The sequence below is a fragment of the Nocardioides lianchengensis genome (assembly GCF_900101465.1).
Classification (GTDB): Bacteria; Actinomycetota; Actinomycetes; order Propionibacteriales; family Nocardioidaceae; genus Nocardioides; species Nocardioides lianchengensis.
In genome coordinates this window covers 244,972-269,536 of the sequence record NZ_FMZM01000003.1, presented here as the reverse complement: position 1 = coordinate 269,536, position 24,565 = coordinate 244,972, and the positions used below count along the sequence as shown (strand labels likewise).

Genomic DNA, 24,565 nt, shown 5'->3' with positions numbered 1-24,565 from the left:
GCTCGAGCCTAGGCCGCTAGGGTCGGATGGTGCGTATCGCGAGGTTCACCACGGGCGAGGATCCCCAGTACGGCGTCGTGACGGGGGAGATCGACCAGTTCGGCCAGCCGTCCGAGGACAGTGTCGTCGTGGCCCTCGCCGGCGACCCGCTGTACGTCGGCGTCAAGCTGCTCGACCAGGAGCACCGGCTCGAGGACGTGCGCCTGCTCGCGCCGGTGCTGCCGCGCAGCAAGGTGGTCGGGATCGGCCGCAACTACGCGGCCCACGCCGCCGAGCTCGGCAACGAGGTCCCGACCGAGCCGATCATGTTCCTGAAGCCGAACACCAGCGTGGTCGGCCCCGGCGATCCGATCTTCTACCCGCCGCAGAGCAGCGAGGTGCACTACGAGGGCGAGCTGGCGGTGGTGATCGGCCGGATCTGCCGCGACGTCCCGGTCGAGAAGGCCACCGACGTCATCCACGGCTACACGATCGCCAACGACGTCACCGCGCGCGACCTGCAGCGCCGGGACGGCCACTTCACCCGGGCCAAGGGCTTCGACTCGTTCTGCCCGCTGGGCCCGTGGATCGAGACCGATCTCGACCCGCAGACCTTCAAGGACGGCGTCCGGGTCCAGACCCACCTCAACGGGGAGACGGTCCAGGACGGCAGCACCGCCGACATGGTCTTCGACATCCCCGCGCTGATCGCGCACGTCTCCAGCATCATGACGCTGCTCCCGGGCGACGTCATCCTCACCGGCACCCCCGAGGGTGTCGGGCCCATGAGCGTCGGCGACGAGGTCGAGATCTCGATCGCCGGGCTCGGATCCCTCACGAACACCGTCAAGGCAAGGTGACCTCCCCGATGACCGTCCGCGTCCGCATGGCCCCGTCCCCCACGGGCAGCCCCCACGTCGGACTCGTCCGCACCGCCCTCTTCAACTGGGCCTTCGCCCGCCACCACGGCGGCACCTTCGTCTTCCGCATCGAGGACACCGACAAGGCCCGCTCGACCCAGGAGTCGTACGACGCCCTCGTCGACCTGATGCGCTGGCTCGGCCTCGACTGGGATGAGGGGCCCGAGGTCGGCGGCCCGCACGCGCCGTACTTCCAGAGCGAGCGGGGCGAGCTGTACGCCGACGCCCTGACCCGGCTGCGCGGGTCGTCGTACACCTACGACTGCTACTGCACGAACGAGGAGGTCGACGCGCGCCGCAAGGCCTCCGGCTCCAAGGTGATGGGGTACGACGGCTTCTGCCGCGACCTGACCGAGGAGCAGGTCGCCGCGTTCGTGGCCGACGGCCGGCGGCCGGTCGTGCGCTTCCGGATGCCCGACGGCTCGATCACCTGGACCGACCTGGTCCGCGGCGACATCACCTTCGAGACCGAGAACGTCCCCGACTACGCGCTCTCCCGCGCCAACGGCGACCCGCTCTACACCCTCGTCAACCCGGTCGACGACGCGCTGATGGAGATCACCCACGTGCTGCGCGGCGAGGACCTGCTCTCCAGCACGCCCCGCCAGCTCGCCCTGTACGCCGCCCTGACCGAGCTCGGGATCGCGAAGCAGACCCCGCAGTTTGGTCACCTGCCCTACGTGATGGGCCAGGGCAACAAGAAGCTCTCCAAGCGCGACCCCGAGGCGCACGCGCTGGCCTACCGCGACCAGGGGTTCCTGCCCGAGGGCCTGCTCAACTACCTCGCGCTGCTGGGCTGGTCGATCTCCGGCGACCGCGACATCTTCTCGCTGGAGGAGATGGTCGGGGCGTTCGACATCAAGGACGTCAACCCCAACCCGGCCCGCTTCGACCTGAAGAAGGCCGAGGCGATCAACGTCTCCCAGATGCGGCTGCTCCCGCTCGAGGAGATCACGCACCGGGTGCTGCCCTACCTGAAGGACGCCGGTGTCGTCGGCGACCCGGTCTCGGACGCCGACGCCCAGCTCCTCGAGCAGGCGATGCCCCTGATCGCCGAGCGGATCAACAAGCTCACCGAGGCCGTCGACATGCTCGGCTTCCTCTTCGTCGACGAGGCCGACTTCACGCGCGACGAGACCGACGTCGAGAAGGTCCTCACCGACGACGGCCGTCAGGTCGTGCAGGCGGCGTACGACGCGGTCGAGCCGCTCGCGGAGTGGTCGACGGCCGCGATCCAGGACGCCCTCCAGGCCAAGCTGGTGGACGAGCTCGGGATCAAGCCGCGCAACGCGTTCGGCCCGGTACGGGTGGCGGTGACCGGCAAGCGGGTCTCGCCGCCGCTGTTCGAGTCGATGGAGCTGCTGGGCCGCGAGCGCAGTCTCGCGCGGCTGCGCTCCGCGCTCGGCTGACCGGGGCGCGGGGGATGGAGTACCACCGGCTGCACCGGCTCGGCCCGTGGGCCTGGTGGCGGCCGCTGGTCGGCGTGGTCTGCCTGCTCGGCGCATTCGTCCTCGTGGTGCCGGTGGTGGTCCTGGTGGTCTTCACCGTCGGCATCGCGGTCTCCGGCGCCGATGTGAGCTCGACGGTCGAGCGGATGCTCGACACCGACCGGGTGACCCCGCTGGCCCTGGCCTACCTCAACGTGGCGATCGCCGGCCTGATCCCGGTGACCTGGCTGCTGATGCGGGCGCTGCACGGGCTGAAGCCGCGCTGGCTGGCCTCGGTCGCCCCGCGGATCCGGTGGGGCTGGCTGGCGGCCTGCTTCGGCCTGGCGATCGTGTCCCTGCTGATGACCGTCGTGGTCAGCGCCCTGGTGCCGGCCCAGGCCGAGGGCACCCAGATCAGTGGCAGCGTCAACGACTTCACCCGCACGACCCGCGACTTCCTGCTGATCATCGTGCTGCTGACCCCGCTGCAGGCGGCGGGGGAGGAGTACGTCTTCCGCGGCTACCTCACCCAGGCCTTCGGGGGTCTGGTGCGCTCGCCCTGGCTCGCGGTGCTCGGCCCGGCCGTGCTCTTCGCCCTCGCCCACGGTGCCCAGGACCCGCCGATCTTCGTGGACCGGCTGGCCTTCGGCATCGTGGCCGGGCTGCTCGTCGTCCTGACCGGGGGCCTCGAGGCGGGCATCGCCATGCACGTGCTCAACAACTTCCTGGCCTTCGGCGTCGCGCTGGCCTTCGGCGAGATGGCCACCGTCCTCAATCCGACGGCGGCGAGCTGGTGGAACCTCCCGGTGACCCTCACCCAGTCGCTGTCGTTCCTCGCCCTGACCCTCCTGGTCGCCCGGGCGACTGGTCTGAGGACACGCTCGGAGCCGGCCGAATTGGAGGCCTCCGGGCCTCGCGTGTAAGGTTTCTTCTCGGCTCGGAGACGAGCTCAGCGGGGCCGAACTGGCCCTGCAGTGGGATATGGTGTAATTGGCAACACGACTGGTTCTGGTCCAGTTATTCTAGGTTCGAGTCCTAGTATCCCAGCGAGATCGCGGTGGTTCCGACACCGGAATGACCGCGATTTTGTGCGAAACAACAGCCTTGCTAGGGTTTCGCAGGTTGCTCGCGAGAGCAAAGCCCCCGTTGTGTAGCGGCCTAGCACGCCGCCCTCTCAAGGCGGTAGCGCCGGTTCGAATCCGGTCGGGGGTACAGACCGAGAAGGGCCCGGATCCACCAGGATCCGGGCCCTTCTGCGTACCCGCCCGACCGCTGCTCCACGAACAGCGCAATGGCGCCGGTGACGGGCCGGTAGGCCTGCTACTGGCCCGTGACCAGCGCCATTGCGCCGATCCGGGGAGAGCGCCTGCGGGGGCGCGGCCGCGCTAGGCGCAGAGGCCGTTGGCGAGGGCCTCGGCCCGCGCGGTCTCGGCCTGCTCCTCCTGCTCGGGAGTAGCGCTGGCGCCGGTGTCGGGGGACGCGTCGGGGGAGGTGCTCGGTGACTCGCTGGTCGGCGGCTTCGCGGCGCTGATGCTGCCGCCGCTGAAGGTCCGGCCAAGCGGGGCGTCGGCGATGATCCGCTTCCACAGCCGGTCGGCGTCGGTCGTCCACTGGAGGCGGTTCGGGTCGAGGGGGTACTCCTCGATCGGCACCGTGATGAACTTGATGTTGCTCAGGCCGGTCTCCCGGAACTGCATCGCCAGGTCGGCGAGATCCTTGACGCGGTCGAGCTCGTCGTCCACCTGGATCGAGCCGACGACGGCCTTGAGGAAGTTGCGCACCTTGGTGGGCTGGCTCAGCGTGTTGGCCGACAGCACCTTGTTGATCATCGAGGCGACGAAGGCCTGCTGGCGCTTCATCCGGCCGATGTCGCCGGTCACCGAGAGCGTGTAGCGCTCGCGGACGTAGTTGAGGGCCTGCTGGCCGGTCAGCTCGTGGGTGCCGGCCGGCAGGTAGATCCCGTGCTCGGGGTCGTCGACCTCCTTGGGCAGGCAGACCTGAACGCCGTCGACGGCGTCGACCATGGCCTTGAACCCGTGGAAGTCGAGGACGATGAAGTGGTCGACGTACACCCCGGTCAGCGTCTCGACCATCTGGATCGTGCACAGCGGCCCGCCGACGGAGAAGGCGGTGTTGAACATGACGTCGTCCGCGCCCGGCACGTCCCGGCCGTCCTCGTCCACGCAGTCGGGCCGGTCGACGATGGCGTCGCGGGGCAGGCTGACGCCGTACGCCTCCTTCCGGTCGGCGGAGACGTGCAGGAGCATGGTGGTGTCCGAGCCGTCGCTGCCCGACTCACCGTCGATCTGGTTGCCTTCCCCGGTCCGGGTGTCCGAGCCCATCACCAGGATGTTGAGCGGCTCCTTCGGCCCCTCCACCTCGGGCTTCTCACCCTCGACGTGCGGGATCTCCACCCCCGGCGGCAGTGCGTCGTCGAGCTGGCGCACGAACGCGTAGACGGTGGTCGCGGTCAGCATCGCCACGACGAGCTGGGTGACGAGGATGACCGTGAGCACGGGGGAGAGGCGCCGCCGACGGCGGCCCTTCCGGCGCGGTTGCTGCGCGGGTGCCGGCGCGGCCGGCGGCTGCTCGTCGTCGGCCACGGGGACATGGTGACAGTCCGGTGCTCGGATATCGGCCGGATGAGCTCACCTGTCACACATTCTTGACAATCTCTCAGGCTCCACGGGCCGGCGTCGCCGTGTCCGATTCCCGCCAGCCGTGGTCAGGGGGATGGGGGAGAATGGGGCCATGACGACGACCACGTCGAGCCAGCTCGACGCCGAGTCCTGCTACCGCGCGGTGAAGTCGCGCGACCGGCGCTTCGACGGCGTCTTCTACACCGCGGTGCGCACCACCGGCATCTACTGCAGGCCCAGCTGCCCGGCGCGGACCCCCGCATCCGCCAACGTCACCTTCCACGTCAGTGCGGCGGCGGCCCAGGCGGCCGGCTACCGCGCCTGCAAGCGCTGCCTGCCCGACGCGACCCCCGGCAGCCCGGACTGGGACGTCTCGGCGTCAGCGGCCGGCCGCGCGATGCGCCTCATCGCGGACGGGGTGGTCGACCGCGAGGGCGTCGACGGACTGGCCCGGCGGGTCGGCTACACCTCACGCCACCTCAGCCGGATCCTCACCGCCGAGCTGGGCGCCGGCCCGCTGGCGCTGGCCCGGGCGCGGCGGGCCCAGACCGCGCGGGTGCTCATCGAGACCACGGCCCTGCCGCACACCCACGTGGCCTTCGCCGCGGGCTTCTCCAGCGTCCGGCAGTTCAACGACACGATCCGCGAGGTGTACGCCGCCAGCCCCACCCAGCTGCGCGGGCGCCGGACGAACAGCCGGCCGGCCACCGGCACCGTCTCGATGCGGCTCGCCGTACGCACCCCGTTCGCGGGGCGGGCGCTGATCGACTTCCTCGCCTACCACCTGATCCCGGGGGTCGAGGTCGCCGGACCCGGCTGGTACGCCCGCACCCTGACGCTTCCGCACGGTCCCGGCACCGTCCGCCTCGACGCCGACGACACCACCGCTGCGGGCGAGACCGCCTTCGTCACCGCGACGTTCGCGCTCACCGACCTGCGCGACACCGCGGCGGCTGTCGAGCGCGCCCGGCGGCTGGTCGACGCGGACTGCGACCCGTTGGCGGTCGGCGACCACTTCGCCGGCGACCCGGTCATCGGTCCGCTCGCCCGCGCCACCCCCGGGCTCCGGGTGCCCGGGCAGGTCGACGGGGACGAGGTCGCCGTCCGGACGGTGATCGGCCAGCAGGTCAGCGTCGTCGGCGCCTGCACGGTGACCGGCCGGCTGGTCGCGGCCCACGGCGTTCCGGTCGAGACCGACATCCCCGGTCTCACCCACCTCTTCCCCGACGCGGCGACCCTGGCCGGGGTCGACCCGGAGATGCTGCCGATGCCGCGGGCCCGCGGCCGGGCGCTGGTCGGGCTCTGCGCGGCGCTGGCCTCCGGCGAGGTCGCGCTCGACCGTGGCCCCGACCGCGACGACGTACGACGCCGCCTGCTCGAGCTGCCCGGCATCGGCCCGTGGACCGCCGACTACGTCGCCATGCGTGCCCTGGCCCACCCCGACCTGTTCCTGCCCACCGACGTGGGCGTGCGCAACGCCCTCGCCGGGCTCGGGCACGACCCGGCGTCGGTGATCGCGGGGAGCGAGCGCTGGCGGCCCTGGCGCTCCTACGCCCTCATGCACCTCTGGAACACGCTCATGCCGTCCGCCACCGACCCCGACCGTCAGGAGAGCTGACCCATGTGGACCGTCCTCGACTCACCCATCGGCGAGCTCCGGCTCGTCGAGCGCCACGACGCGATCACCGCGATCGAGTTCTCCCCGTTCCGCGAGGGCGACGGGCGCGTCCGCGGGGCGCGCGACGACGCCCACCCGGTGCTCGTCGAGGCCGCGCGTCAGCTGACCGCCTACTTCGCCCGCGACCTGAAGGAGTTCGACCTGCCCCTCGCCCCGGAGGGCAGCGACTTCCAGCAGCGGGTCTGGACCGAGCTCTGCGCGATCGGGTACGGCGAGACCGCGTCGTACGGGCAGGTCGCGCACCGGCTCGGCATGACCAACGCCGCGTCCCGCGCGGTCGGGCTGGCCAACGGGCGCAACCCGATCCCGGTCGTGATCCCGTGCCACCGGGTGATCGGCGCCAACGGCACCCTCACCGGCTACGCCGGCGGGCTGGAGCGCAAGCAGCTGCTGCTGGAGCTCGAGCAGGACGCGCTGTTCTGAGCCGATCGGTCCCTGCGATGCTCGGGACATGAGCGGTTGGCAGACGCACGGGACCCGGACCGTCTACGAGAACCCGTGGATCCGGGTGCGCGAGGACGACGTCACGCGGCCGGACGGCAGCACCGGCATCTACGGCGTCACGGAGGTCCGGCACCCGGCGGCGTTCGTCGTACCCGTGACGGAGGACGGTGCGGTCCTGCTCGTCCGGCTCTTCCGCTACACGATCGGTCGCGAGTCCCTGGAGGTCCCCGCCGGTGGCTCCGACGGCCAGGCCCCGCTGGTCGCGGCGGGCCGGGAGCTGCGGGAGGAGACCGGCCGTACGGCGAGCACGTGGACCCACCTGGGTCAGGTCTACGCGCTCAACGGGGTCGCGGACGCGCGTGCCGAGGTGTTCCTCGCCCAGGGTCTCGAGGACGTGGGGGGCGGGAGCCTGGAGGAGGAGGGCATCTCCGAGGTGCTCGAGGTGCCCTGGGCCGAGGTGCTGGACCTGGTGCGCGCCGGCGAGATCCACGACAGTGAGACCATCTCCTGCCTGATGCTCGCCGGTCTGGCGCTCGGCCGGATCGGCTGAGCCGGCTACTCCGCCGCAGCGCGGCGCAACGACTCGGAGAGCCGCTCGGCCGCGGCCAGCACGGCGGGCGCGTGCATCCGGCCGGGCTGGCGGGACAGCCGCTCCAGCGGACCGGAGACCGAGACTGCCGCGATGATCTTGCCGCTGGGGGAGCGCACCGGCGCCGAGACCGACGCCACACCCTGCTCGCGCTCGCCGACCGACTGGGCCCACCCGCGCCGGCGGATGCCGGAGAGGGCGGCCGCGGAGAAGGCGGCGTTCTGCAGCCCGCGGTGCATCCGCTCCGGGTCCTCCCACGCCAGCAGCACCTGGGCGGCCGAGCCGGCGCGCATGGTCAGCTGGGAGCCGACCGGGATCGTGTCCCGCAGCCCGCTGGGTCGCTCGGCGGCGGCCACGCAGACGCGGTGCTCGCCCTGGCGGCGCCACAGCTGGGCGGACTCGCCGGTGATGTCGCGCAGCCGGGCCAGGACCGGGCCGGCCGTGGCCAGCAGGCGGTCCTCGCCGGCGGCGGCGGAGAGCTCGGCCAGACGCGGGCCCAGGACGAAACGGCCCTGCATGTCGCGGGCGACGAGCCGGTGGTGCTCGAGCGCGACAGCGAGCCGGTGCGCGGTCGGGCGGGCCAGGCCGGTGGCCGCGACCAGACCGGCGAGCGTGGCCGGCCCGGACTCGAGAGCGGTGAGCACGAGAGCCGCCTTGTCGAGCACGCCCACGCCGCTGGAGTTGTCCATATGCCAATACTCCCGTCTCGGATCATGGGATGCAAGGGGTGTGACGCGCGCCGCACCCGCGGCCGGGGCGTCGTCCGACTGTCTTGCATGTCGAGATTGACGTCTCAGATCATGGGATGACGGCGTACTCTTCGAGAGTCAGGAGCGGTACGTCACGAGGGAGTGATCATGGGTAGGACCCTGTCGGAGAAGGTGTGGGACGAGCACGTCGTGCGATCGACCCCTGGGGAGCCGGACCTGCTCTACATCGACCTCCACCTCGTGCACGAGGTGACCTCGCCGCAGGCCTTCGACGGCCTGCGACTGGCCGGGCGGCCGGTGCGCCACCCCGAGCTCACCCTGGCGACCGAGGACCACAACGTCCCCACGCTGGACTGGGACAAGCCGATCGCGGACCCGGTCTCGCGCACGCAGGTCGAGACGCTGCGCAGGAACGCCGAGGAGTTCGGCGTCCCGATCCACAAGCTCGGCGACGCCGACCAGGGCATCGTGCACATCATCGGTCCCCAGCTGGGCCTCACCCAGCCGGGCATGACCATCGTCTGCGGCGACAGCCACACCAGCACCCACGGCGCGTTCGGGGCCATCGCGCACGGCATCGGCACCTCCGAGGTCGAGCACGTCCTGGCGACCCAGACCCTGATGCAGGCCAAGCCCAAGACCATGGCCGTCACCATCACCGGCAGCCTGCCCGCCGGCGTCACCGCCAAGGACATGGCGCTCACCCTGATCGCCCACACCGGCACCGGTGGCGGTCAGGGCTACATCGTGGAGTACCGCGGCCAGGCCGTCGAGGAGCTCTCGATGGAGGGCCGGATGACCCTGTGCAACCTGAGCATCGAGTGGGGTGCGAAGGCCGGCATGGTCGCGCCCGACCAGAAGACCTTCGACTACATCGAGGGCCGGCCGCACGCGCCGAAGGGCGCCGACTGGGACGCCGCGGTCGCGCACTGGAAGACGCTGGTCACCGACGAGGACGCCGTCTTCGACAAGGAGATCGTGCTCGACGCCTCGACCATGACGCCGTTCGTCACCTGGGGCACCAACCCCGGCCAGGGCGTCCCGCTGGGCGCCACCGTGCCGATCCCCTCGGAGTTCGAGGACGAGCAGGACCGGATCGCCGCCGAGCGAGCCCTCGAGTACATGGGCCTCGAGGCCGGCATGCCGATGCGCGAGGTCGCGGTCGACACCGTCTTCATCGGCTCCTGCACCAACGGGCGGATCGAGGACCTGCGGCTCGCCGCCCAGGTGATCGAGGGGCACAAGGTCGCCGACGGCACCCGCCTGCTCGTCGTCCCCGGCTCGGCGCGGGTGCGCCTGCAGGCCGAGGGCGAGGGTCTGGACGTGATCTTCAAGGAGGCGGGCGCCGAGTGGCGCGGCGCCGGCTGCTCGATGTGCCTGGGCATGAACCCCGACACCCTGGCGCCGGGCGAGCGCAGCGCGTCGACCTCCAACCGCAACTTCGAGGGTCGGCAGGGCAAGGGCGGTCGCACGCACCTGGTGTCGATCCCGGTCGCCGCGGCCACCGCCGTACGCGGCACCCTCTCCTCGCCGGCGGACCTGGTGCCCGCCGCGGCGACGAACTGAACGGGAGCTGACATGGACAAGTTCACGACCCACACCGGCGTCGGCGTCCCGCTCAAGCGGAGCAACGTCGACACCGACCAGATCATCCCGGCCGTCTACCTCAAGCGGGTCACCCGCACCGGCTTCGAGGACGGCCTGTTCTCGGCCTGGCGCAACGACCCGGCCTTCGTGCTCAACAACCCGGTCTACGCCGCCGGCTCGGTGCTCGTCGCCGGACCGGACTTCGGCACCGGCTCGTCGCGCGAGCACGCCGTCTGGGCGCTGCAGAACTACGGCTTCAAGGTCGTCATCTCCGCCCGGTTCGCCGACATCTTCCGCGGCAACTCCGGCAAGGCCGGCCTGCTGGCCGCCCAGGTCGACGAGAAGGTCGTCCAGAAGCTCTGGGACTTCCTCGCGGACAACCCCGGGGGCGTGATCACCGTCGACCTCGAGTCGCGGACCGTCCGGGCGGGCGAGGGCGTCGACGCGATCGAGGACTCCTTCGACATCGACGACTACACCCGGTGGCGGCTCCTGGAGGGGCTCGACGACATCGGGATCACCCTCGGGCACGAGGCCGACATCTCGTCGTTCGAGGCCGAGCGGCCGCGCTGGAAGCCGGTCTCGCAGCACGCCTGAGCCATCCGTCCGGAGTTGGGTACCGAACTAGTCGAGGTACTCAACATCCGGACGGAAGGACCCACACGTGACGACCATCGCGTCGAACGGCATCACCCTCCACTACACCGACACCGGCGGCATCGGCCGTCCCGTCGTCCTGGTCCACGGCTGGCCGCTGAGCGGCGCGTCGTGGTCGGAGCAGGTGCCGGCGCTGAGCGACGCGGGCTACCGCGTCGTCACCTACGACCGGCGCGGGTTCGGCGAGTCCGACAAGCCCGAGTCCGGCTACGACTACGACACGTTCACGGCCGACCTGGCCGGTCTGGTGGACGGCCTCGACCTGCGCGACGCCGTACTCGTCGGGTTCTCGATGGGGGGCGGCGAGGTCGTGCGGTACGCCGCGCAGCACAACGCGGCCGGCCGGGTCACCGGCGCGGTGCTCGCGGGCGCGGTGCCGCCGTACCTGCTGAAGACCGAGGACAACCCCGACGGCGGGCTGGGTCGCGCGGACGTCGACGAGATGAAGGACGGCGCGGCGGGCGACCGCGAGGGCTTCCTCGACGGCTTCACGACCGGCTTCTTCTCCGTCGACGGCGAGCTGAAGGTGACCGAGGAGCAGCGCCAGGAGGCGCTCCGGCTCGCGAGCGCCGCGCGTGACGAGGCCGTGGTCGGCTGCATCGAGGCGTTCGGCACGACCGACTTCCGCGAGGACGTCGCGCGGGTCGACGTACCGACGCTGGTGATCCACGGCGACTCCGACGCGATCGTCCCGTTCGAGGTCTCCGGCAAGCGGAGCGCGGAGGCGATCGAGGGGAGCACCCTGGTCGTCGTCGAGGGCGCCCCGCACGGCTTCAACGTCAGCCACGCGGACCGTTTCAACGCCGAGCTGCTGCGCTTCCTGGGGTCCTGAGACCCCGTACGACGGCGCAAAAAAGTCGCTCCGGACGCGGCGTGGTGATTGTGACGGTCGCCACGACTACCTAGCGTGCCAGGAGAAGATCGGGCACGGGCTCGGTCCGAGCAGCTCCTCCGAAGGGAAGATCGTGAACAAGTCACAGCTCATCGACGCGCTGGCGGCGCGTTACGAGGGGAACAAGAAGGCCGCGGCCCACGCGCTCGAGTCCGTCCTGGACACGATCACCCGCGAGGTGGCGAAGGGCGAGAAGGTCGCCATCACCGGGTTCGGTTCCTTCGAGAAGCGGGTGCGCGACGCGCGGTGGGTGCGCAACCCGCAGACGGGCGAACGGATCAAGGCCAAGAAGAAGTCGGTGCCCAAGTTCACCCCCGGCGCGGACCTGAAGAACGTCGTCTCCGGCGCCAAGAAGCTGCCCAAGCTGACCCTGGCCGTCGCCAAGGCCGCGCCGGCCGCTGCTGTGAAGGCGGCCACGCCCGCCAAGAAGGCGGCGCCGGCTGCGAAGAAGGCCACGCCGGCTGCGAAGAAGGCTGCGCCTGCGAAGAAGGCGACGACGGCTACCAAGAAGGCTGCTCCGGCCGCGAAGAAGTCGGCTCCGGCGAAGAAGGCCGCGCCGGCGGTGAAGAAGTCGGCTCCGGCGAAGAAGACCGCGGCGAAGTCGACCACTGCCACGAAGACGACGACCGCCAAGAAGGCTCCGGCGGCGGCCAAGAAGGCACCGGCGAAGAAGGCGCCCGCCAAGAAGGCCTGAGCTCCCTCGCGCGGATGACGGGGCCGCCTCCGGTGACGGGGGCGGCCCCGTCGCCGTCCGAGCGGTCGGTCAGAGCTCGCGGGTGAGCATGTCGGTGCGGGGACCGACGCCCAGCGCCACGGCGTCGCGCAGGTCGTCGAGGTCGTCGACGTCGCGCCGCAGGGTCGCGGCGTCCAGCGCGATCGCGAACGCCTGCAGGTCGTGCGCGTCCCTCGAGCCCTCGCCGAAGCGCGGGTCGAACCGGTCCCAGGACGCCGTGTAGAGCGTGGTGCCCAGGCCGGCCGCGTCGGGCACGTAGGCGGGCTCGTCGCCCACCTGCGCGAGCGCGGCGTCCAGGTCGGCGGGCAGGAGGGCGGGCAGGTCGGCGCACAGTGCGACCGGCTGCAGGGCGGGCCAGCGGCGTCGGGCCTCGGCGGCCGCCTGGCGCAGGCTGCCGTTCAGGTCGCCGGTGACGCCGTCCGGGATCGACGGGCACCCGAGGTCCGAGAGCCGCGCCGAGAACGAGGCGTCGTCGGTCGCCACCAGGACCGCCCCGACGAGGTCGGCGGCGAGGCACGCGGCGACGGTGTCGAGGGCGAACGCGGCGGCGAGCTCGCGTCGTACGTCGTCGGGCAGGCCCACCAACCGCGACTTGCCGAGGGCCGGGGGCTTCACGGGCACGAGCAGCGCGAAGCGCCGGGGCTCGGGGGACGGGACGGACATCGGGACGATCCTGTCAGGTCGGGCGCGCGATCGTCGCCCCGCTGACCGAGTAGCCTGCGTTCGGACGTGGGACAGGTCACGAATCAGACGAGGGAGCGCGTTGAAGGTTCGCAAGCTGCAGCAGAAACGTGGCTGGGCGTGGCACCTCGCCGTCCCCATCGTGAAACCCGCGCTGCTGGCCACCACCACGCACGAGTGGACCGGTGGCGAGAGGATCCCCGCGACCGGCGGCTGCATCCTCGTTCTCAACCACATCTCCCACGTGGACCCGCTGACCGCCGCGCACATCGTCTGGGACCACGGCCGGGTGCCGCGCTACCTCGCGAAGTCGGGGCTCTTCCGCAACCGGGCCCTCGGCTTCTTCCTGCGGGCGGCCGGCCAGATCCCCGTGGAGCGGCTCAGCGTCAACGCCATCGGGGCGTACGACGCCGCCGTGGCCGCCGTCCGGGCCGGCGAGTGCGTCGTGGTCTACCCCGAGGGCACGATCACCCGCGACCCGGGCGGGTGGCCGATGACCGGCAAGTCCGGCGCCGCCCGGATCGCGCTCGCGACCGGGTGCCCGGTCATCCCGATCGGTCAGTGGGGCGCCCAGGAGCTGCTGGCGCCGTACGCGACGAGGCCCGACCTGTTCCCGCGCAAGCGGATCCGGATGCTGGTCGGGGACCCGGTCGACCTCGACGACCTGCTGGCCGTCGAGGCGACCCCGCCGGTCGTGCAGCAGGCGACCGACCGGATCATGGCCGCCATCGTCACGCTGGTGGAGCAGATCCGCGGCGAGACGGCCCCGGCCGAGCGCTTCGACATGCGGCGGGCCGGCGTACGAGAGACCGGCAACCCGCACCGCCACGACCCGGGGGAGGCCCCTGCATGAGCCCGATCTCCACCACCGGCAAGGTCGCCGTCCTCGGCGCGGGATCGTGGGGGACCGCGTTCTCCGTCGTCCTCGCCGACGGCGGCAACGAGGTCACGATGTGGGGGCGTCGCGAGGAGGTATGCGCGACGATCAACGACGAGCACGAGAACGTCGAGTACCTCCCCGGCGTCCAGCTCCCGCCGACCGTCACCGCGACCCACGACGCCGAGAAGGCGCTCGCCGGCGCGGACGTGGTCGTCCTCGCGGTGCCGTCGCAGTCGCTGCGGGTCAACCTGACCGAGTGGGCGCCGTACCTCTCCGACGACGCGGTGATGGTCTCGCTGATGAAGGGCGTCGAGCTCGGCACCCTGAAGCGGATGAGCGAGGTGATCGCCGAGGTCACGGGCGCGGGTCCGGAGCGGATCGCGGTCATCAGCGGGCCCAACCTCGCCAAGGAGATCGCTCGCCGCGAGCCCGCCGCGTCCGTGGTGGCCTGCGAGGACGAGGACGTCGCACGGATGCTGCAGGCCCGCTGCCACTCGCCGGCCTTCCGTCCCTACACCTCCGTCGACGTGCTCGGCTGCGAACTCGGCGGGGCCTACAAGAACGTCGTGGGCCTGGCCGTCGGCATGGCCGTCGGCCTCGGCTTCGGCGACAACACGACCGCGTCGGTGATCACCCGGGGCCTGGCCGAGACGGCCCGGCTGGCGATGCGCCTCGGGGCCAACCCGCTGACCCTGATGGGGCTCGCCGGGCTGGGCGACCTGGTCGCCACCTGCTCCTCGCCGCTGTCGCGCAACCGGACGTTCGGCGAGAAGCTCGGGCAGGGCATGACCTCGGAGGACATCTACGCCTCCACCCGCCAGGTGGCCGAGGGGGCCAAGTCCTGCGCCTCGCTGCGGGCCCTCGCCGAGCAGGCCGGCGTGGACGCCCCGATCGCCCAGCACGTCGACGACGTCGTCGCCGGCCGGCTCACCGCCGCCGACCTGATGGACGCCCTCCTCGCCCGCGACACCAAGGCGGAGACCGACTGATCGAGGGACGAGATCAGTCAGTCTCACGGTGGTTGAGCCGCGACGGAGCGTGCCGAAATCCGGTGGGCCGATCGCCGACCTGGAGCGCGCCGGAGCGGTCAGGGGAGGCGGTCGAGAGCCTGCTGCAGGTCGGACCACAGGTCCTCGACGTCCTCGATGCCGACGGAGAGTCGGACCAGGGCGTCGGGGATGGTCGCGGGCTCGGACTTCCAGCGTCGGCGGCGCTCGAAGGTCGACTCCACACCCCCGAGGCTGGTCGTGTAGACCCAGAGGTCGGTGGAGTGGGTGAGCAGGTCGGCGGCCAGGGCGCCGCCGGCGAGGACGATCGACACGATGCCGCCGAAGCCCGGGTAGCGGACGTCCGACACGGCGGGGTGCGCGCCCAGCCGAGCGGCCAGCTCCGTCGCGTTGGCCTGGGCGCGCTCGACCCGCAGGTGCAGCGTGCGCATCCCGCGCAGGGCGAGGAAGGCCTCCAAGGTGCCGGGTACGGCGCCGAGCAGGTCGCGACGGCCCTTCAGTACGCCGTACAGCGCGTCGTCGTCGGTGACCAGCGCGCCCATGAGCACGTCGCTGTGACCGGCGAGGTACTTGGTCGCGGAGTGCACGACGATGTCGGCGCCGAGCTCGAGCGGCTTCTGCAGCAGCGGCGTGGCGAAGGTGTTGTCGACGACGACGTACGCTCCGGCCTCGTGCGCCGCGGCGGCGATGGTCTCGATGTCGCCGACCTCGAGCGCGGGGTTGGTCGGCGACTCCAGCCAGACCAGGGCGGCGTCGTCGCAGGCCGCCACGAACGCGGCGGTGTCGGTGATGTCGACCAGCTCGGTGATGATCCGGCCGCGGGCCTCGAGGTCGGCCAGCTGCGCGATGGTGCCGTTGTAGGAGTGTGCCGGCGCGATGACCTTGGCACCCTGCCCGACCAGGTCGAGGACGACCGAGACGGCGGCCAGGCCCGACGAGAACGCCAGCGTCCGGCCACCCTCGAGAGCACCGAGGGCGGCCTCGAAGGCCTGCCACGTCGGGTTGCCCCAGCGGCCGTACTCCCGCTCGCCGCCGCCGACGAACGTCGAGGCCATCGTGATGGGGGTGTTCAGGGGCTCGTCGGCCTCGTGGGGCGGGCGCCCCGCGTGTACGGCGACGGTGGCGGGTGAGGGGGAGTCGACCATGGGCGACAGACTATGGTCGCCGCCATGATCGCCCTGACCCTGGCCGAGATCGCCGCCGTCGTCGACGGTGAGGTGGTGGGCGGGGACACCGGGGTCGTGGTCGACGGTCCGGTGGTCATCGACGGCCGCGAGGCGGGTCCCGGCAGCCTCTTCGTCGCGTTCGTCGGCGAGCGGGTGGACGGCCACGAGCACGCCGCCCAGGCCGCCGCGGCGGGGGCGGTCGCCGTGCTCGGCAGCCGTCGTACCGATCTCCCGACGGTGGTCGTCGCCGACACCCAGCAGGCGCTGCAGCGACTCGCGGCCCACGTCGTCGCCCGGGTACGGCGCGCCGGCGGCCTGACGGTCGTCGGCCTCACGGGCTCGCAGGGCAAGACGTCGACCAAGGACCTCCTCGGGGCCGTGCTCGACCAGGTCGCGCCGACCGTGGCGACCCGGGGCTCGTTCAACAACGAGCTGGGGATGCCGCTCACGGCGCTGCGGGTCGAGCCGTCGACCCGCTTCCTGGTCCTGGAGCTGGGCGCCCGCGGCACCGGCCACATCGCCGAGCTGACCGCCCTGGTGACCCCGGACGTCGGGGTCGTCCTCAACGTCGGCCATGCCCACCTGGGGGAGTTCGGGTCGCGGGAGGCCATCGCCGAGGCGAAGGGGGAGCTGGTCGAGTGCCTGCCCGAGGACGGCACGGCGGTGCTCAACGCCGACGACGACCGGGTCCTCGCGATGACCGCACGCACCCGGGCCGCGGTGACGACGTTCGGGCAGGAGCGGGCCGCGGACGTCCGGGTCGAGGAGCTGGTCCTCGACCGGCTCGGGCGCCCGTCGTTCGTGCTCGCGAGCGCCCAGGACCGGGTCCCGGTGACGCTCCAGGTGGTCGGTGGACACCAGGCCCTCAACGCCGCAGCCGCCGCAGCCGCCGCCCTGGCCGTCGGGCTCAGCCTGCCGCAGGTCGGCGCGGCGCTCGACGCCGTCACGACTCTCTCGCAGTGGCGCATGGAGCTGCACGAGCTGCCGTCGGGGATCGTCGTCCTGAACGACTCCTACAACGCCAACCCCGAGTCGATGCGGGCGGCACTCGACGCGCTCGCCACGATCGGCGCCGACCCCGAGGTCCGCCGGACCGTCGCGGTGCTGGGCGAGATGCGCGAGATGGGCCCGACCAGCGACGCCGAGCACGCGGTGATCGGCGCGTACGCCGTCGACCGTGGCGTCGACGTCGTCCTGGTCGTCGGCGAGGCGGCGCGGGCCACGGCGGACGGCGCGGGGGACCGCAGCACGTTCGTTCCGGACAACGAGGCTGCGGTCGCCTGGCTGCGCGCCCACGTCGGCGAGGGTGACGTTGTTCTCGTCAAGGCGTCGCGCGGCGCGCGCCTGGACGAGGTCGCGGCCGCGCTCCAGTAAGGTCCCCGGACATGTCCGAGCCGAACCACGACAGCCCCGCCGAGCCGACCCGCAGGGTCCGGGTGGCCCTGGTCTTCGGCGGCCGCTCGGGGGAGCACGCCATCTCCGCGGCCACCGCCGCGGGCGTGATGCGGGCCATCGACCCGGAGAAGTACGACGTCCTGCCCGTCGGCATCACCCGCGAGGGTGCGTGGGTGATCGCGTCGGGCGACGCGTCCCGCTACGAGCTGGCGTCCGGGCGGCTCCCGGAGGTCACCCGCGAGTCCGGGCGGGAGGTGGCCGGGCTGGCCGAGGTCGGCGAGGTCGACGTCGTCTTCCCCCTCCTGCACGGCCCGTACGGCGAGGACGGCACCATCCAGGGCCTGCTCGAGCTGGCCGGCGTCCGCTACGTCGGCGCGGGCGTGCTGGCCTCTGCGGTCGGGATGGACAAGCACTACATGAAGCTGGTCTTCGCCGGCCACGGCCTGCCCGTCGGCCCGTACGTCGTCGTCCGCCCCCGTGACTGGGAGCAGCGCCAGGCCGAGGTGGTCCGGGAGGTCCAGGAGCGGCTGCGGTTCCCGGTGTTCGTGAAGCCGGCCCGTGCCGGCTCCTCGCTCGGCGTGACCCGCGTCGACGACCTGACCGGGCTGGCGGAGGCGATCGAGGCGGCCCGCTACCACGACCCGAAGGTGCTCGTGGAGCAGGGCCTCGAGGGCCGTGAGATCGAGTGCGCCGTCCTCGGCGGGCGCGACGGGGGCGCCCCCCGGGCCTCGGTGCCCGGCGAGATCGTCGTGGACCACGACGCGGCGACCTTCTACGACTTCGAGGCCAAGTACCTCAGCGACTCCCAGGCGCGCACCGAGGCCCCGGCCGACCTGCCCGCCGACGTCAGCGAGCGGGTGCGCGAGATCGCCGTACGGGCCTTCGAGGCGATCGACGGCGAGGGGCTCTCCCGGGTCGACGTCTTCGTGACGCCCGACGGCGAGGTCGTCCTCAACGAGATCAACACGATGCCCGGCTTCACGCCGATCTCGATGTACCCCCAGATGTGGGAGGCGACCGGGCTGTCCTACCCCGAGCTGATCGACGAGCTGATCCAGCTCGCGCTGGAGCGCCCGACCGGCCTGCGCTGAGCGCGCCGTCAGCCCAGCACGTCCGCCGGGTCCGCGCCTCCGGCGACGGCCTGCAGACCGTCGATCCACTGGTCCATGGCGGCCAGGTTGCGGGCGACCAGCGGCGACACCAGGGCCGCGAGGACGGCGTCGTCGACCTCGGCGCGGCCGAGGTCGAGCGAGGTCCGGAACCGGACGTCGCCGTCGCTCAGGTCGATCTCGAACGAGCCGACCACGAGCCCGTAGTTGGCTTCGGTCAGCACGGCCGCGACGGCCTCGCGCCGGTCCTCGGGCACCTCGTCGGGCAGCAGGCTGTAGAACGCGACCTGCGGCTCGTCCGGGTCGACCTCGGCCACGAAGGGCCACGGCGCCTCGCCGTCCGAGGGCTCGAGCAGCATGCCGCCGGGGTGCTCGTCGTCCAGCTCGACGACCCACTCCAGGCCCTCGAGGATGGCGACGACCCGCTCCAGGAGCGCCACCTCAGCCACCCACGCCCGAGAGCTGACCGGTGACGATCTCCTTGATGGCCGACTTGCGGCGCTTGAACTCCGCAACGTGCTGGGCGTTGCTCTTGTACGACGGATCGGTCCGCATCTGCTTGGCCACCTTGTAGAGGATCTCCAGGTCCTGGTCGTCGATCTTCGCGATCGCTCCCGCGAGGTTGTTCTCCGCGACGATGTGCAGGATCTCACGGGCCCGGAGCCGAACCGTCTCGTTGTCGCTGAGCAGGCAGGTGATCAGGTCGTCGACCTTGCGCTTGCACTGGATGGTGAGCTTCTTGATCAGCGGCTTGGCCTGCTCCGCGGTCATCACCTTCGCAGTCTTGGCGTTGGCGACGCCCTCCTTCCTGCCGGTGGTCGGAGCGGCTCCCTTCACCGGGGCCGTGCCGGGGTCGTCCACCTTGACGGGGCCGGGCGGGAAACGGCGCTCGAACTCCGTCTCGTCGATGCTCATCAGGTCCATGATGAGCCGCTTGCCCTCGTCGTAGTCCGCGAGCTCCTCGACGTAGGCGTCGTAGGCGTCCTTCCGCGTCTGCCACGCGACGAGGGCGTCCTGGTGCGCCTTCTCGGCCCGCTCGGGCGCGCTCACCGCGGCGTTGAGCGCCCCGCGCGCCTTCTTCTGCTGGCTGTCGACGTTGCCGAAGAAGAACTGCTTGGCGCCCCACAGCACGCCGCGGTCGCCCTTCCCGCCGTACTCCATCTCGTTCTTGGCCTCGCGCAGCTTGTGCACGCGACGTCCGCGCTTGACCAGCGTCTTCAGGCTCTTGTAGAGCGCAGAGGTCGCCTTGATGGCCTTGCCGGTGGCCTTGGTCGCGCCCATGTCGCCGCCGGCGGTGAAGGTCCCGGCGGCGTCGGCGAAGTGCCCGACCGCCTCGACGGAGTTGATGGTCGCGGTCTCCGCCTTGCGCCGCTGGCCGAAGCTGGCCACCTTGCCGAGGTCGCGCATCTGCTCGTAGTCCTGCGAGCCCTCCGCGCGCGTGCCGCCGGACTTGAGGCCGTCCTCGTACTTGGTGCGGAGCTTGGTGCCGTAGCCGAAGTCCTTCTTGCCGGTGGTCCGGAGGAACTCCAGGAAGGCCTTCTTCTCGGCCGCGTGCTGCGTGGCGTCGGACCACGTGGTCGTGAGGGGGTTGAACTCGATGGCCGGGGCGCCGGTCCCCCCGCCGCCCGGGGGCGTGGCGACGGGCTTCTTCTTGGCCTTGGCGGCGTCGGGGTCCGGGGCCGACACGTCGTACGTTCCGCCGGTCAGGCCGCTGGCGTGCGCCACCCAGGCGACGTGGAACTCGTGCCACCGCTTCCGGTCGCTGCCCTTGACCTTGCCGCCGGTCTTCAGCGCGGTGACGAACTCGCCGAAGCGCTCACCACGCACGTCCTCGGGCAGGAACGTGTCCTGCTCGCGCTTGATGTGGGTGCGCTGGCGTCCGAGCTTGCCCGAGGCGACGCTGTCCTCGATGGCCTTCTTGGCCTTGATCGTGCCCTGGACGCCGTTGACGGCGACGTCGAGGAACGGGATCTGCTCGCCGGCCAGGTCCGACATGCCCGCCAAGGAGCTGCCGCCGGAGGTGACGCCCAGGCCACCGGTCAGCAGCGAGGTCGCCGCCGACTCCATCTGGACGGCTCCGAGGTTCTTCCCGATCGAGTCACCGCGGGCGCCGTCCCCGAGCCCGAAGTCGTACTTCTGGTAGGCGTGCCACAGGTTCTCGACGGAGTCCTTGGCCTCCAGCGCGCCGCCGAGCATCTCCTTGGCGCCGCCGAGCACGCTCATCGTGCCGCCGAAGCCCTTCATGGCCTCGGTGCCCGCGAAGGTCTCGGCCTTGTCGAAGGCCTTGCCGTCGAACTTCAGCCCCTCGGCGTCCTTGAGCTGGGGGACGGCCTGGAGGGTGTCGGCCAGGTCGATGAACTCCAGCGGGACGGCCTCGTCGTCCGAGCCGATCTCTCCCTCGCGCAGGTTGCCGACGGCGGTGCTGCCGAACAGGCCGAAGAACCGGTGGATGGTCGGCTCCGGGGCACGGCGTACCTCGAAGGCCGTGCCGGTCGACTCCTGGTGGTCGTGCGCGCCCTCGAGCGGGGTCCGGGAGATCCTGTTGAGCGGCATGGGCACCGGTGACGACGGGGCGGCCGCCTCGACGGTGGGGGAGTCGGTCTCGTCGGTGCGCTTGCGGCGGGCGTGCCCGCGATCGCGCGTGGCCCGGGCTGAGGACGTCACGGTCAAGAACCCTAGGACACCGGAACGCTCCCCGCTGGGGTTCCGCAGATCAGGGGCGCTCAGCCGCGGTCGACCGCCCGGCGGACCAGGCCGTGGGCGACCTCGCCGAGCGAGGTCCCGCTGGCGGTGCAGGCGAACGGCAGCACCGACGTCTCGGTGGTGCCGGGCGTGATGGCCGTCTCGAGCAGTACGAAGGTGCCGTCGGGGGAGACGAGGAAGTCGGAGCGTGACAGGTCGTCGAGGCCGAGCACGCGGTGGGCCTCGCGGGCCACCTCGCCGAGCCGGGTCGTCAGCTCGTCAGGCAGGTCGGGCGTCAGCAGCGACACGTACTCCGCGGTGTAGCGGGCGCTGAAGTCGAACTCGTGGCCCCGCTCGTACTCGACCGCGACGGGGAGGAGGGAGGTGAGGCCGTCGGGGGTCTCGTGGCAGACCACGCTGACGTCGACGCCGTCGTAGAACCGCTCGACGAGGGCATCCTCGCAGTAGGCGTAGGTCTCGACCAGGGCCGACGGCAACGCGCCCAGCCCGTCTACGCCCGTGACGCCGAGGGCGCTCCCGCCCCGGGCCGGCTTGACCACGACCCGGTGGCCGAGGCGGTGCATGACGTGCTCCATCAGGGCGGTCGCCCCGATGTCGCGGAAGGTCGTCGCCGAGAGGCCGACGCTGTCCGGGACGGGGATGCCCGCCCGGTGCAGCAGCTCGCGGGCGGCGCCTTTGTCCCACGCCACCTTGCAGGCGCGGCTGCTGGAGCCGACGTAGGGAAGGTCGATCAACTCGAGGAGCGTCTGGATCTCGCCGTCCTCGCCGAACTGGCCGTGCAGGGCCGGGAAGGCCGCCACCACCTTGTCGCGCTGGAGGCTGTGCAGCAGCTGACGGTCGAAGTCGTAGGCGCTCGCCTCGACGCCGCGGGCCCGCAGCTCGCGGACCAGGTTGCGGCCGCTGGCCAGCGACACGTCACGCTCGTGGCTCAGGCCGCCGGCGATCACGGCCACGGGTCCGGCGAGCTCGTCGGTCGTCATGGGTTCAGGCTCCCACACGGCAAGGCCTCAGACGCAGCGCTCGACCAGGTCGAGATGGGCGGCCACCAGCGGGGCGAGCTCGGCCATCACCGAGGCGCTGCCCTCGGGTCGGTAGTCGGCGGGTACGGAGACCTGCAGCCGGGGTTCGTAGCCGCCGGTGGTCAGTACCAGGTCCGCCTCGTTGTCCTGGTCCTGCTCGGGGGGCACGAACCAGCCGACGTCGTTGACCAGGATGCAGTCGCCGGTGACCCGGAAGTCCTCGGGCGCCGGGGCGCCGCAGGCGACCACGATCGCCGGGTCGCCGTACGCCGCGCCGGGGGCGTCGGCGGGCTCGGACTCCACCCGCTTCTCGCCGGCGAGGGTGGCGGGCAGGTCGTCGACCAGCGCCGCGCAGGTCGCGGCGTCGGCGGCGTCGAGGTCAGGGGTGGCCAGCTCGACCGGACCGCAGCCGGTCAGCAGGGACAGGACGACGGCCGCGCACGCGACGACGCCCCTGGTCCCGCGGGACCAGGGGCGTCGTCGACTGCTGGTGGTGGGCACTCAGATGTGCACGACCGGGCAGGTCAGCGTTCGGGTGATGCCGTCGAGGGTCTGCACCTTCGCGACGACCAGCTTGCCGAGCTCGTCGACGTTGCGCGCCTCGGCCCGCACGATGACGTCGTACGGCCCGGTGACGTCCTCGGCGAGCGTGACGCCCTTGACCTGGGCGATCGCGGTCGCGACCTCGGCGGCCTTGCCGACGTCGGTCTGGATCAGGATGTACGCCTGGACGACCATCGTGGTTCTCCCTGTTCGGACTGGGGGCGCCCGTGTGTGACGGGCTGGTGACCGAGGGTCAACCTACCCCGTCCGGTGCTGGTGGTCATAGACGCCTCTGGTGGGATGGGGGCATGGCGCTCCCTTCCGACGCGACCCTGGCCGACGCCGGCGAGTTCGGGCTCATCAGCGAGATCGTCCGGCACTTCCCGCAGGGCGAGCACGTGCTCGTCGGTCCCGGCGACGACGCCGCCGTGCTGCGGGTGCGGACCGGCCACGTGGTGGTCTCGACGGACCTGATGGTCGAGGGTCGGCACTTCCGCCGGGACTGGGCCAGCGCGTCCGACGTCGGCCACCGCGCCGCCGCCCAGAACCTGTCCGACATCAACGCGATGGGCGGGCAGGCGACCTCCCTGACCGTCGGGCTGGCCGCCCCGGCCGACCTGCCGGTCGCCTGGGTGCTGGAGTTCGCGGCCGGCTTCGCCGAGGAGTGCGCGCTGGTCGGCGCCAGCGTGGTCGGCGGCGACCTGACCCGGGCCGACCAGGTGGTGATCGCGGTGACCGTGCTCGGCGCGGTGACCGAGTCGCCGGTGCTGCGCTCGGGGGCCCGCCCGGGCGACGTTCTCGCCCTCACCGGCCGTCAGGGCTGGGCGGCCGGCGGTCTCGCGGTGCTGGGTCGGGGCTTCCGCTCGCCGCGCGCGCTCGTCGAGGCCTACCGGCGTCCGGCGCCGCCGTACGCCGCGGGGCGGGTCGGTGCCGAGGCGGGGGCGACCTCGATGATCGACGTCTCCGACGGGCTGCTCGCCGAGGCCGGACACCTGGCCGACGCCTCCGGCGTGGCCATCAACGTGACGACGGGCGCCTTCGAGGTGCCCGAGCCCCTGGTCGCGGTGGGCGCCGCGGTCGGCGCGGACCCGATGAGCTTCATCCTCGGTGGTGGCGACGACCACGCCCTGCTGGCGACGTTCCCGCACCCCTCCGCCGTCCCCGACGGGTGGAGCGTCATCGGCGCCGTCGCCGAGGGGGAGGGCGTCACCGTCGACGGCGCGCCGTACGACGGCCCCACCGGCTGGACGCACTTCTGAGCGCGCCTCGCCCGAGCCCGCGAGGGCGAGGGGGCACGCGCCAGGTCCGAGTAGCCCCGCGGCTGAGGAACGAAGCCGCGGCGGGCGTATCGAGGCCGTGATCCTGGGTCTCGATACGCTCGCTGGCGCTCGCGACTCGACCCACGAGGGGGCTACGGCTCCCGCGAGACGATCGAGGGGGCAGCGACCCTCGCTACTCCACGAACGCGGAGAGGCCCCGACCGCGAACGGTCGGGGCCTCTCCGGATGAAGCTGTGGTCAGCGGGTGACCTTGCCGGCCTTCAGGCAGCCGGTGCACACGTTGAGACGCTTGGGCGTACCGTTGACGGTCGCCCGGACGCGCTGGATGTTGGGGTCGAAGCGACGCTTCGTGATCTTGCGCGACCAGGGTCGGTTGTTGCCGAAGCCCGGCTTCTTGGCGCAGATGTCGCAGACGGCAGCCACCGTGAACTCCTGATGGATCGAGGTTGTGGATTGTGGGGCCCGGCGAGCGGGCAACCGCACCAGCGTATCCGACGGTCAGGGGGATGAGAAAATCGGGCGAGGCG

The 24,565-nt window shown here is 72.0% G+C and carries 25 protein-coding genes and 2 tRNA genes; 17 read left to right on the top strand and 10 right to left on the bottom strand.

The annotated features are described in order from the left end of the window. The first annotated feature begins 29 nt into the window (after positions 1 to 29). From BLT76_RS07210 to BLT76_RS07190, 5 genes are all read left to right on the top strand, one after another. Positions 30 to 839, top strand: coding sequence for a fumarylacetoacetate hydrolase family protein (locus BLT76_RS07210; RefSeq protein WP_090853456.1), 810 nt, complete (start codon positions 30 to 32; stop codon positions 837 to 839). A gap of 8 nt (positions 840 to 847) precedes the next feature. Further along, a complete protein-coding gene (gene gltX / locus BLT76_RS07205; RefSeq protein WP_090853452.1) occupies positions 848 to 2,308 on the top strand; it encodes a glutamate--tRNA ligase in 1,461 nt (486 codons plus the stop codon). Positions 2,309 to 2,322: 14 nt separating this feature from the next. After that, positions 2,323 to 3,249, top strand: coding sequence for a CPBP family intramembrane glutamic endopeptidase (locus BLT76_RS07200; protein WP_090852944.1), 927 nt, complete (start codon positions 2,323 to 2,325; stop codon positions 3,247 to 3,249). Between the two features lie 52 nt (positions 3,250 to 3,301). After that, a tRNA-Gln gene (locus BLT76_RS07195) sits at positions 3,302 to 3,373 on the top strand. 92 nt (positions 3,374 to 3,465) lie between these two features. Then, a tRNA-Glu gene (locus BLT76_RS07190) sits at positions 3,466 to 3,538 on the top strand. A 173-nt stretch (positions 3,539 to 3,711) separates the two neighbouring features. Here BLT76_RS07190 and BLT76_RS07185 read toward each other — a convergent pair. Further along, positions 3,712 to 4,929 (bottom strand): LCP family protein, encoded by a 1,218-nt coding sequence (locus BLT76_RS07185; protein WP_244509297.1) that lies wholly within the window; start codon positions 4,927 to 4,929, stop codon positions 3,712 to 3,714. Between the two features lie 148 nt (positions 4,930 to 5,077). On the opposite strand from BLT76_RS07185, the gene BLT76_RS07180 reads away from it, so the two are divergent. Genes BLT76_RS07180 through BLT76_RS07170 form a run of 3 tightly spaced genes read left to right on the top strand, consistent with a single transcriptional unit; the run spans position 5,078 to position 7,637 of the window. Beyond that, positions 5,078 to 6,583, top strand: a complete 1,506-nt coding sequence (locus BLT76_RS07180) for a DNA-3-methyladenine glycosylase 2 (RefSeq protein WP_090852941.1) — start codon at positions 5,078 to 5,080, stop codon at positions 6,581 to 6,583. Positions 6,584 to 6,586: 3 nt separating this feature from the next. Beyond that, the gene (locus BLT76_RS07175) at positions 6,587 to 7,066 is read left to right on the top strand and encodes a methylated-DNA--[protein]-cysteine S-methyltransferase (RefSeq protein WP_090852938.1); all 480 of its coding nucleotides are present in this window, start codon (positions 6,587 to 6,589) and stop codon (positions 7,064 to 7,066) included. 28 nt (positions 7,067 to 7,094) lie between these two features. Beyond that, a complete protein-coding gene (locus BLT76_RS07170; RefSeq protein ID WP_090852937.1) occupies positions 7,095 to 7,637 on the top strand; it encodes an NUDIX domain-containing protein in 543 nt (180 codons plus the stop codon). A 5-nt stretch (positions 7,638 to 7,642) separates the two neighbouring features. On the opposite strand, the gene BLT76_RS07165 is transcribed toward BLT76_RS07170, so the two are convergent. Beyond that, positions 7,643 to 8,365: an IclR family transcriptional regulator gene (locus tag BLT76_RS07165; protein WP_090852934.1), complete on the bottom strand. Its 723-nt coding sequence runs from the start codon at positions 8,363 to 8,365 to the stop codon at positions 7,643 to 7,645. Between the two features lie 168 nt (positions 8,366 to 8,533). Between BLT76_RS07165 and leuC the strand changes: the two genes are divergently transcribed. The 4 genes from leuC (at position 8,534) to BLT76_RS07145 (ending at position 12,216) form a co-directional block, all read left to right on the top strand. Further along, positions 8,534 to 9,952, top strand: a complete 1,419-nt coding sequence (leuC, locus tag BLT76_RS07160; protein WP_090852931.1) for a 3-isopropylmalate dehydratase large subunit — start codon at positions 8,534 to 8,536, stop codon at positions 9,950 to 9,952. 12 nt (positions 9,953 to 9,964) lie between these two features. Beyond that, on the top strand, positions 9,965 to 10,570 hold the full coding sequence (gene leuD / locus BLT76_RS07155) for a 3-isopropylmalate dehydratase small subunit (RefSeq protein ID WP_090852928.1): 606 nt from the start codon (positions 9,965 to 9,967) through the stop codon (positions 10,568 to 10,570). 67 nt (positions 10,571 to 10,637) lie between these two features. Continuing rightward, positions 10,638 to 11,462 carry an alpha/beta fold hydrolase gene (locus tag BLT76_RS07150; RefSeq protein WP_211752774.1) on the top strand — a complete coding sequence of 275 codons (825 nt, stop codon included), beginning with the start codon at positions 10,638 to 10,640 and terminating at the stop codon, positions 11,460 to 11,462. Between the two features lie 133 nt (positions 11,463 to 11,595). Beyond that, on the top strand, positions 11,596 to 12,216 hold the full coding sequence (locus BLT76_RS07145; protein WP_090852925.1) for an HU family DNA-binding protein: 621 nt from the start codon (positions 11,596 to 11,598) through the stop codon (positions 12,214 to 12,216). A 69-nt stretch (positions 12,217 to 12,285) separates the two neighbouring features. Here the strand turns inward: BLT76_RS07145 and cofC are convergent, their stop codons facing one another. Next, a complete protein-coding gene (gene cofC / locus BLT76_RS07140; RefSeq protein WP_090852922.1) occupies positions 12,286 to 12,918 on the bottom strand; it encodes a 2-phospho-L-lactate guanylyltransferase in 633 nt (210 codons plus the stop codon). 100 nt (positions 12,919 to 13,018) lie between these two features. On the opposite strand from cofC, the gene BLT76_RS07135 reads away from it, so the two are divergent. Both BLT76_RS07135 and BLT76_RS07130 read left to right on the top strand, forming a co-directional pair. Further along, the gene (locus BLT76_RS07135; RefSeq protein WP_090852919.1) at positions 13,019 to 13,789 is read left to right on the top strand and encodes a lysophospholipid acyltransferase family protein; all 771 of its coding nucleotides are present in this window, start codon (positions 13,019 to 13,021) and stop codon (positions 13,787 to 13,789) included. Further along, a complete protein-coding gene (locus BLT76_RS07130; protein WP_211752772.1) occupies positions 13,786 to 14,805 on the top strand; it encodes an NAD(P)H-dependent glycerol-3-phosphate dehydrogenase in 1,020 nt (339 codons plus the stop codon). The genes BLT76_RS07135 and BLT76_RS07130 overlap by 4 nt, the downstream gene beginning before the upstream one ends. A 98-nt stretch (positions 14,806 to 14,903) precedes the next feature. Here BLT76_RS07130 and BLT76_RS07125 read toward each other — a convergent pair whose 3' ends face one another. Then, positions 14,904 to 15,968, bottom strand: a complete 1,065-nt coding sequence (locus BLT76_RS07125; protein WP_090852916.1) for a trans-sulfuration enzyme family protein — start codon at positions 15,966 to 15,968, stop codon at positions 14,904 to 14,906. 24 nt (positions 15,969 to 15,992) lie between these two features. On the opposite strand from BLT76_RS07125, the gene BLT76_RS07120 reads away from it, so the two are divergent. Together BLT76_RS07120 and BLT76_RS07115 are read left to right on the top strand one after the other, a co-directional pair. Further along, positions 15,993 to 17,363: a UDP-N-acetylmuramoyl-tripeptide--D-alanyl-D-alanine ligase gene (locus BLT76_RS07120; RefSeq protein WP_090853439.1), complete on the top strand. Its 1,371-nt coding sequence runs from the start codon at positions 15,993 to 15,995 to the stop codon at positions 17,361 to 17,363. 11 nt (positions 17,364 to 17,374) lie between these two features. Further along, positions 17,375 to 18,475 (top strand): D-alanine--D-alanine ligase family protein, encoded by a 1,101-nt coding sequence (locus BLT76_RS07115; protein ID WP_090852913.1) that lies wholly within the window; start codon positions 17,375 to 17,377, stop codon positions 18,473 to 18,475. Positions 18,476 to 18,483: 8 nt separating this feature from the next. Here the strand turns inward: BLT76_RS07115 and BLT76_RS07110 are convergent, their stop codons facing one another. From BLT76_RS07110 to BLT76_RS07095, 5 genes are read right to left on the bottom strand one after another with little or no spacing between them, the layout of a single operon-like run. Next, entirely contained in the window at positions 18,484 to 18,933 is a 450-nt protein-coding gene (locus tag BLT76_RS07110; protein WP_170866968.1) for a YbjN domain-containing protein, read from the bottom strand. A 1-nt stretch (position 18,934) separates the two neighbouring features. Beyond that, positions 18,935 to 21,157, bottom strand: coding sequence for a hypothetical protein (locus BLT76_RS25625; protein WP_170866967.1), 2,223 nt, complete (start codon positions 21,155 to 21,157; stop codon positions 18,935 to 18,937). Positions 21,158 to 21,216: 59 nt separating this feature from the next. After that, a complete protein-coding gene (locus BLT76_RS07105; RefSeq protein ID WP_090852907.1) occupies positions 21,217 to 22,176 on the bottom strand; it encodes a D-alanine--D-alanine ligase family protein in 960 nt (319 codons plus the stop codon). 27 nt (positions 22,177 to 22,203) lie between these two features. Further along, entirely contained in the window at positions 22,204 to 22,716 is a 513-nt protein-coding gene (locus BLT76_RS07100; RefSeq protein WP_090852904.1) for a DUF3515 family protein, read from the bottom strand. After that, positions 22,717 to 22,953, bottom strand: a complete 237-nt coding sequence (locus tag BLT76_RS07095) for an Lrp/AsnC family transcriptional regulator (RefSeq protein ID WP_090852901.1) — start codon at positions 22,951 to 22,953, stop codon at positions 22,717 to 22,719. 113 nt (positions 22,954 to 23,066) lie between these two features. Between BLT76_RS07095 and BLT76_RS07090 the strand changes: the two genes are divergently transcribed. Beyond that, positions 23,067 to 24,017: a thiamine-phosphate kinase gene (locus BLT76_RS07090; protein WP_090852898.1), complete on the top strand. Its 951-nt coding sequence runs from the start codon at positions 23,067 to 23,069 to the stop codon at positions 24,015 to 24,017. Positions 24,018 to 24,275: 258 nt separating this feature from the next. Here the strand turns inward: BLT76_RS07090 and rpmB are convergent, their stop codons facing one another. After that, entirely contained in the window at positions 24,276 to 24,461 is a 186-nt protein-coding gene (rpmB, locus tag BLT76_RS07085; protein WP_011756723.1) for a 50S ribosomal protein L28, read from the bottom strand. Positions 24,462 to 24,565 lie beyond the last annotated feature (104 nt).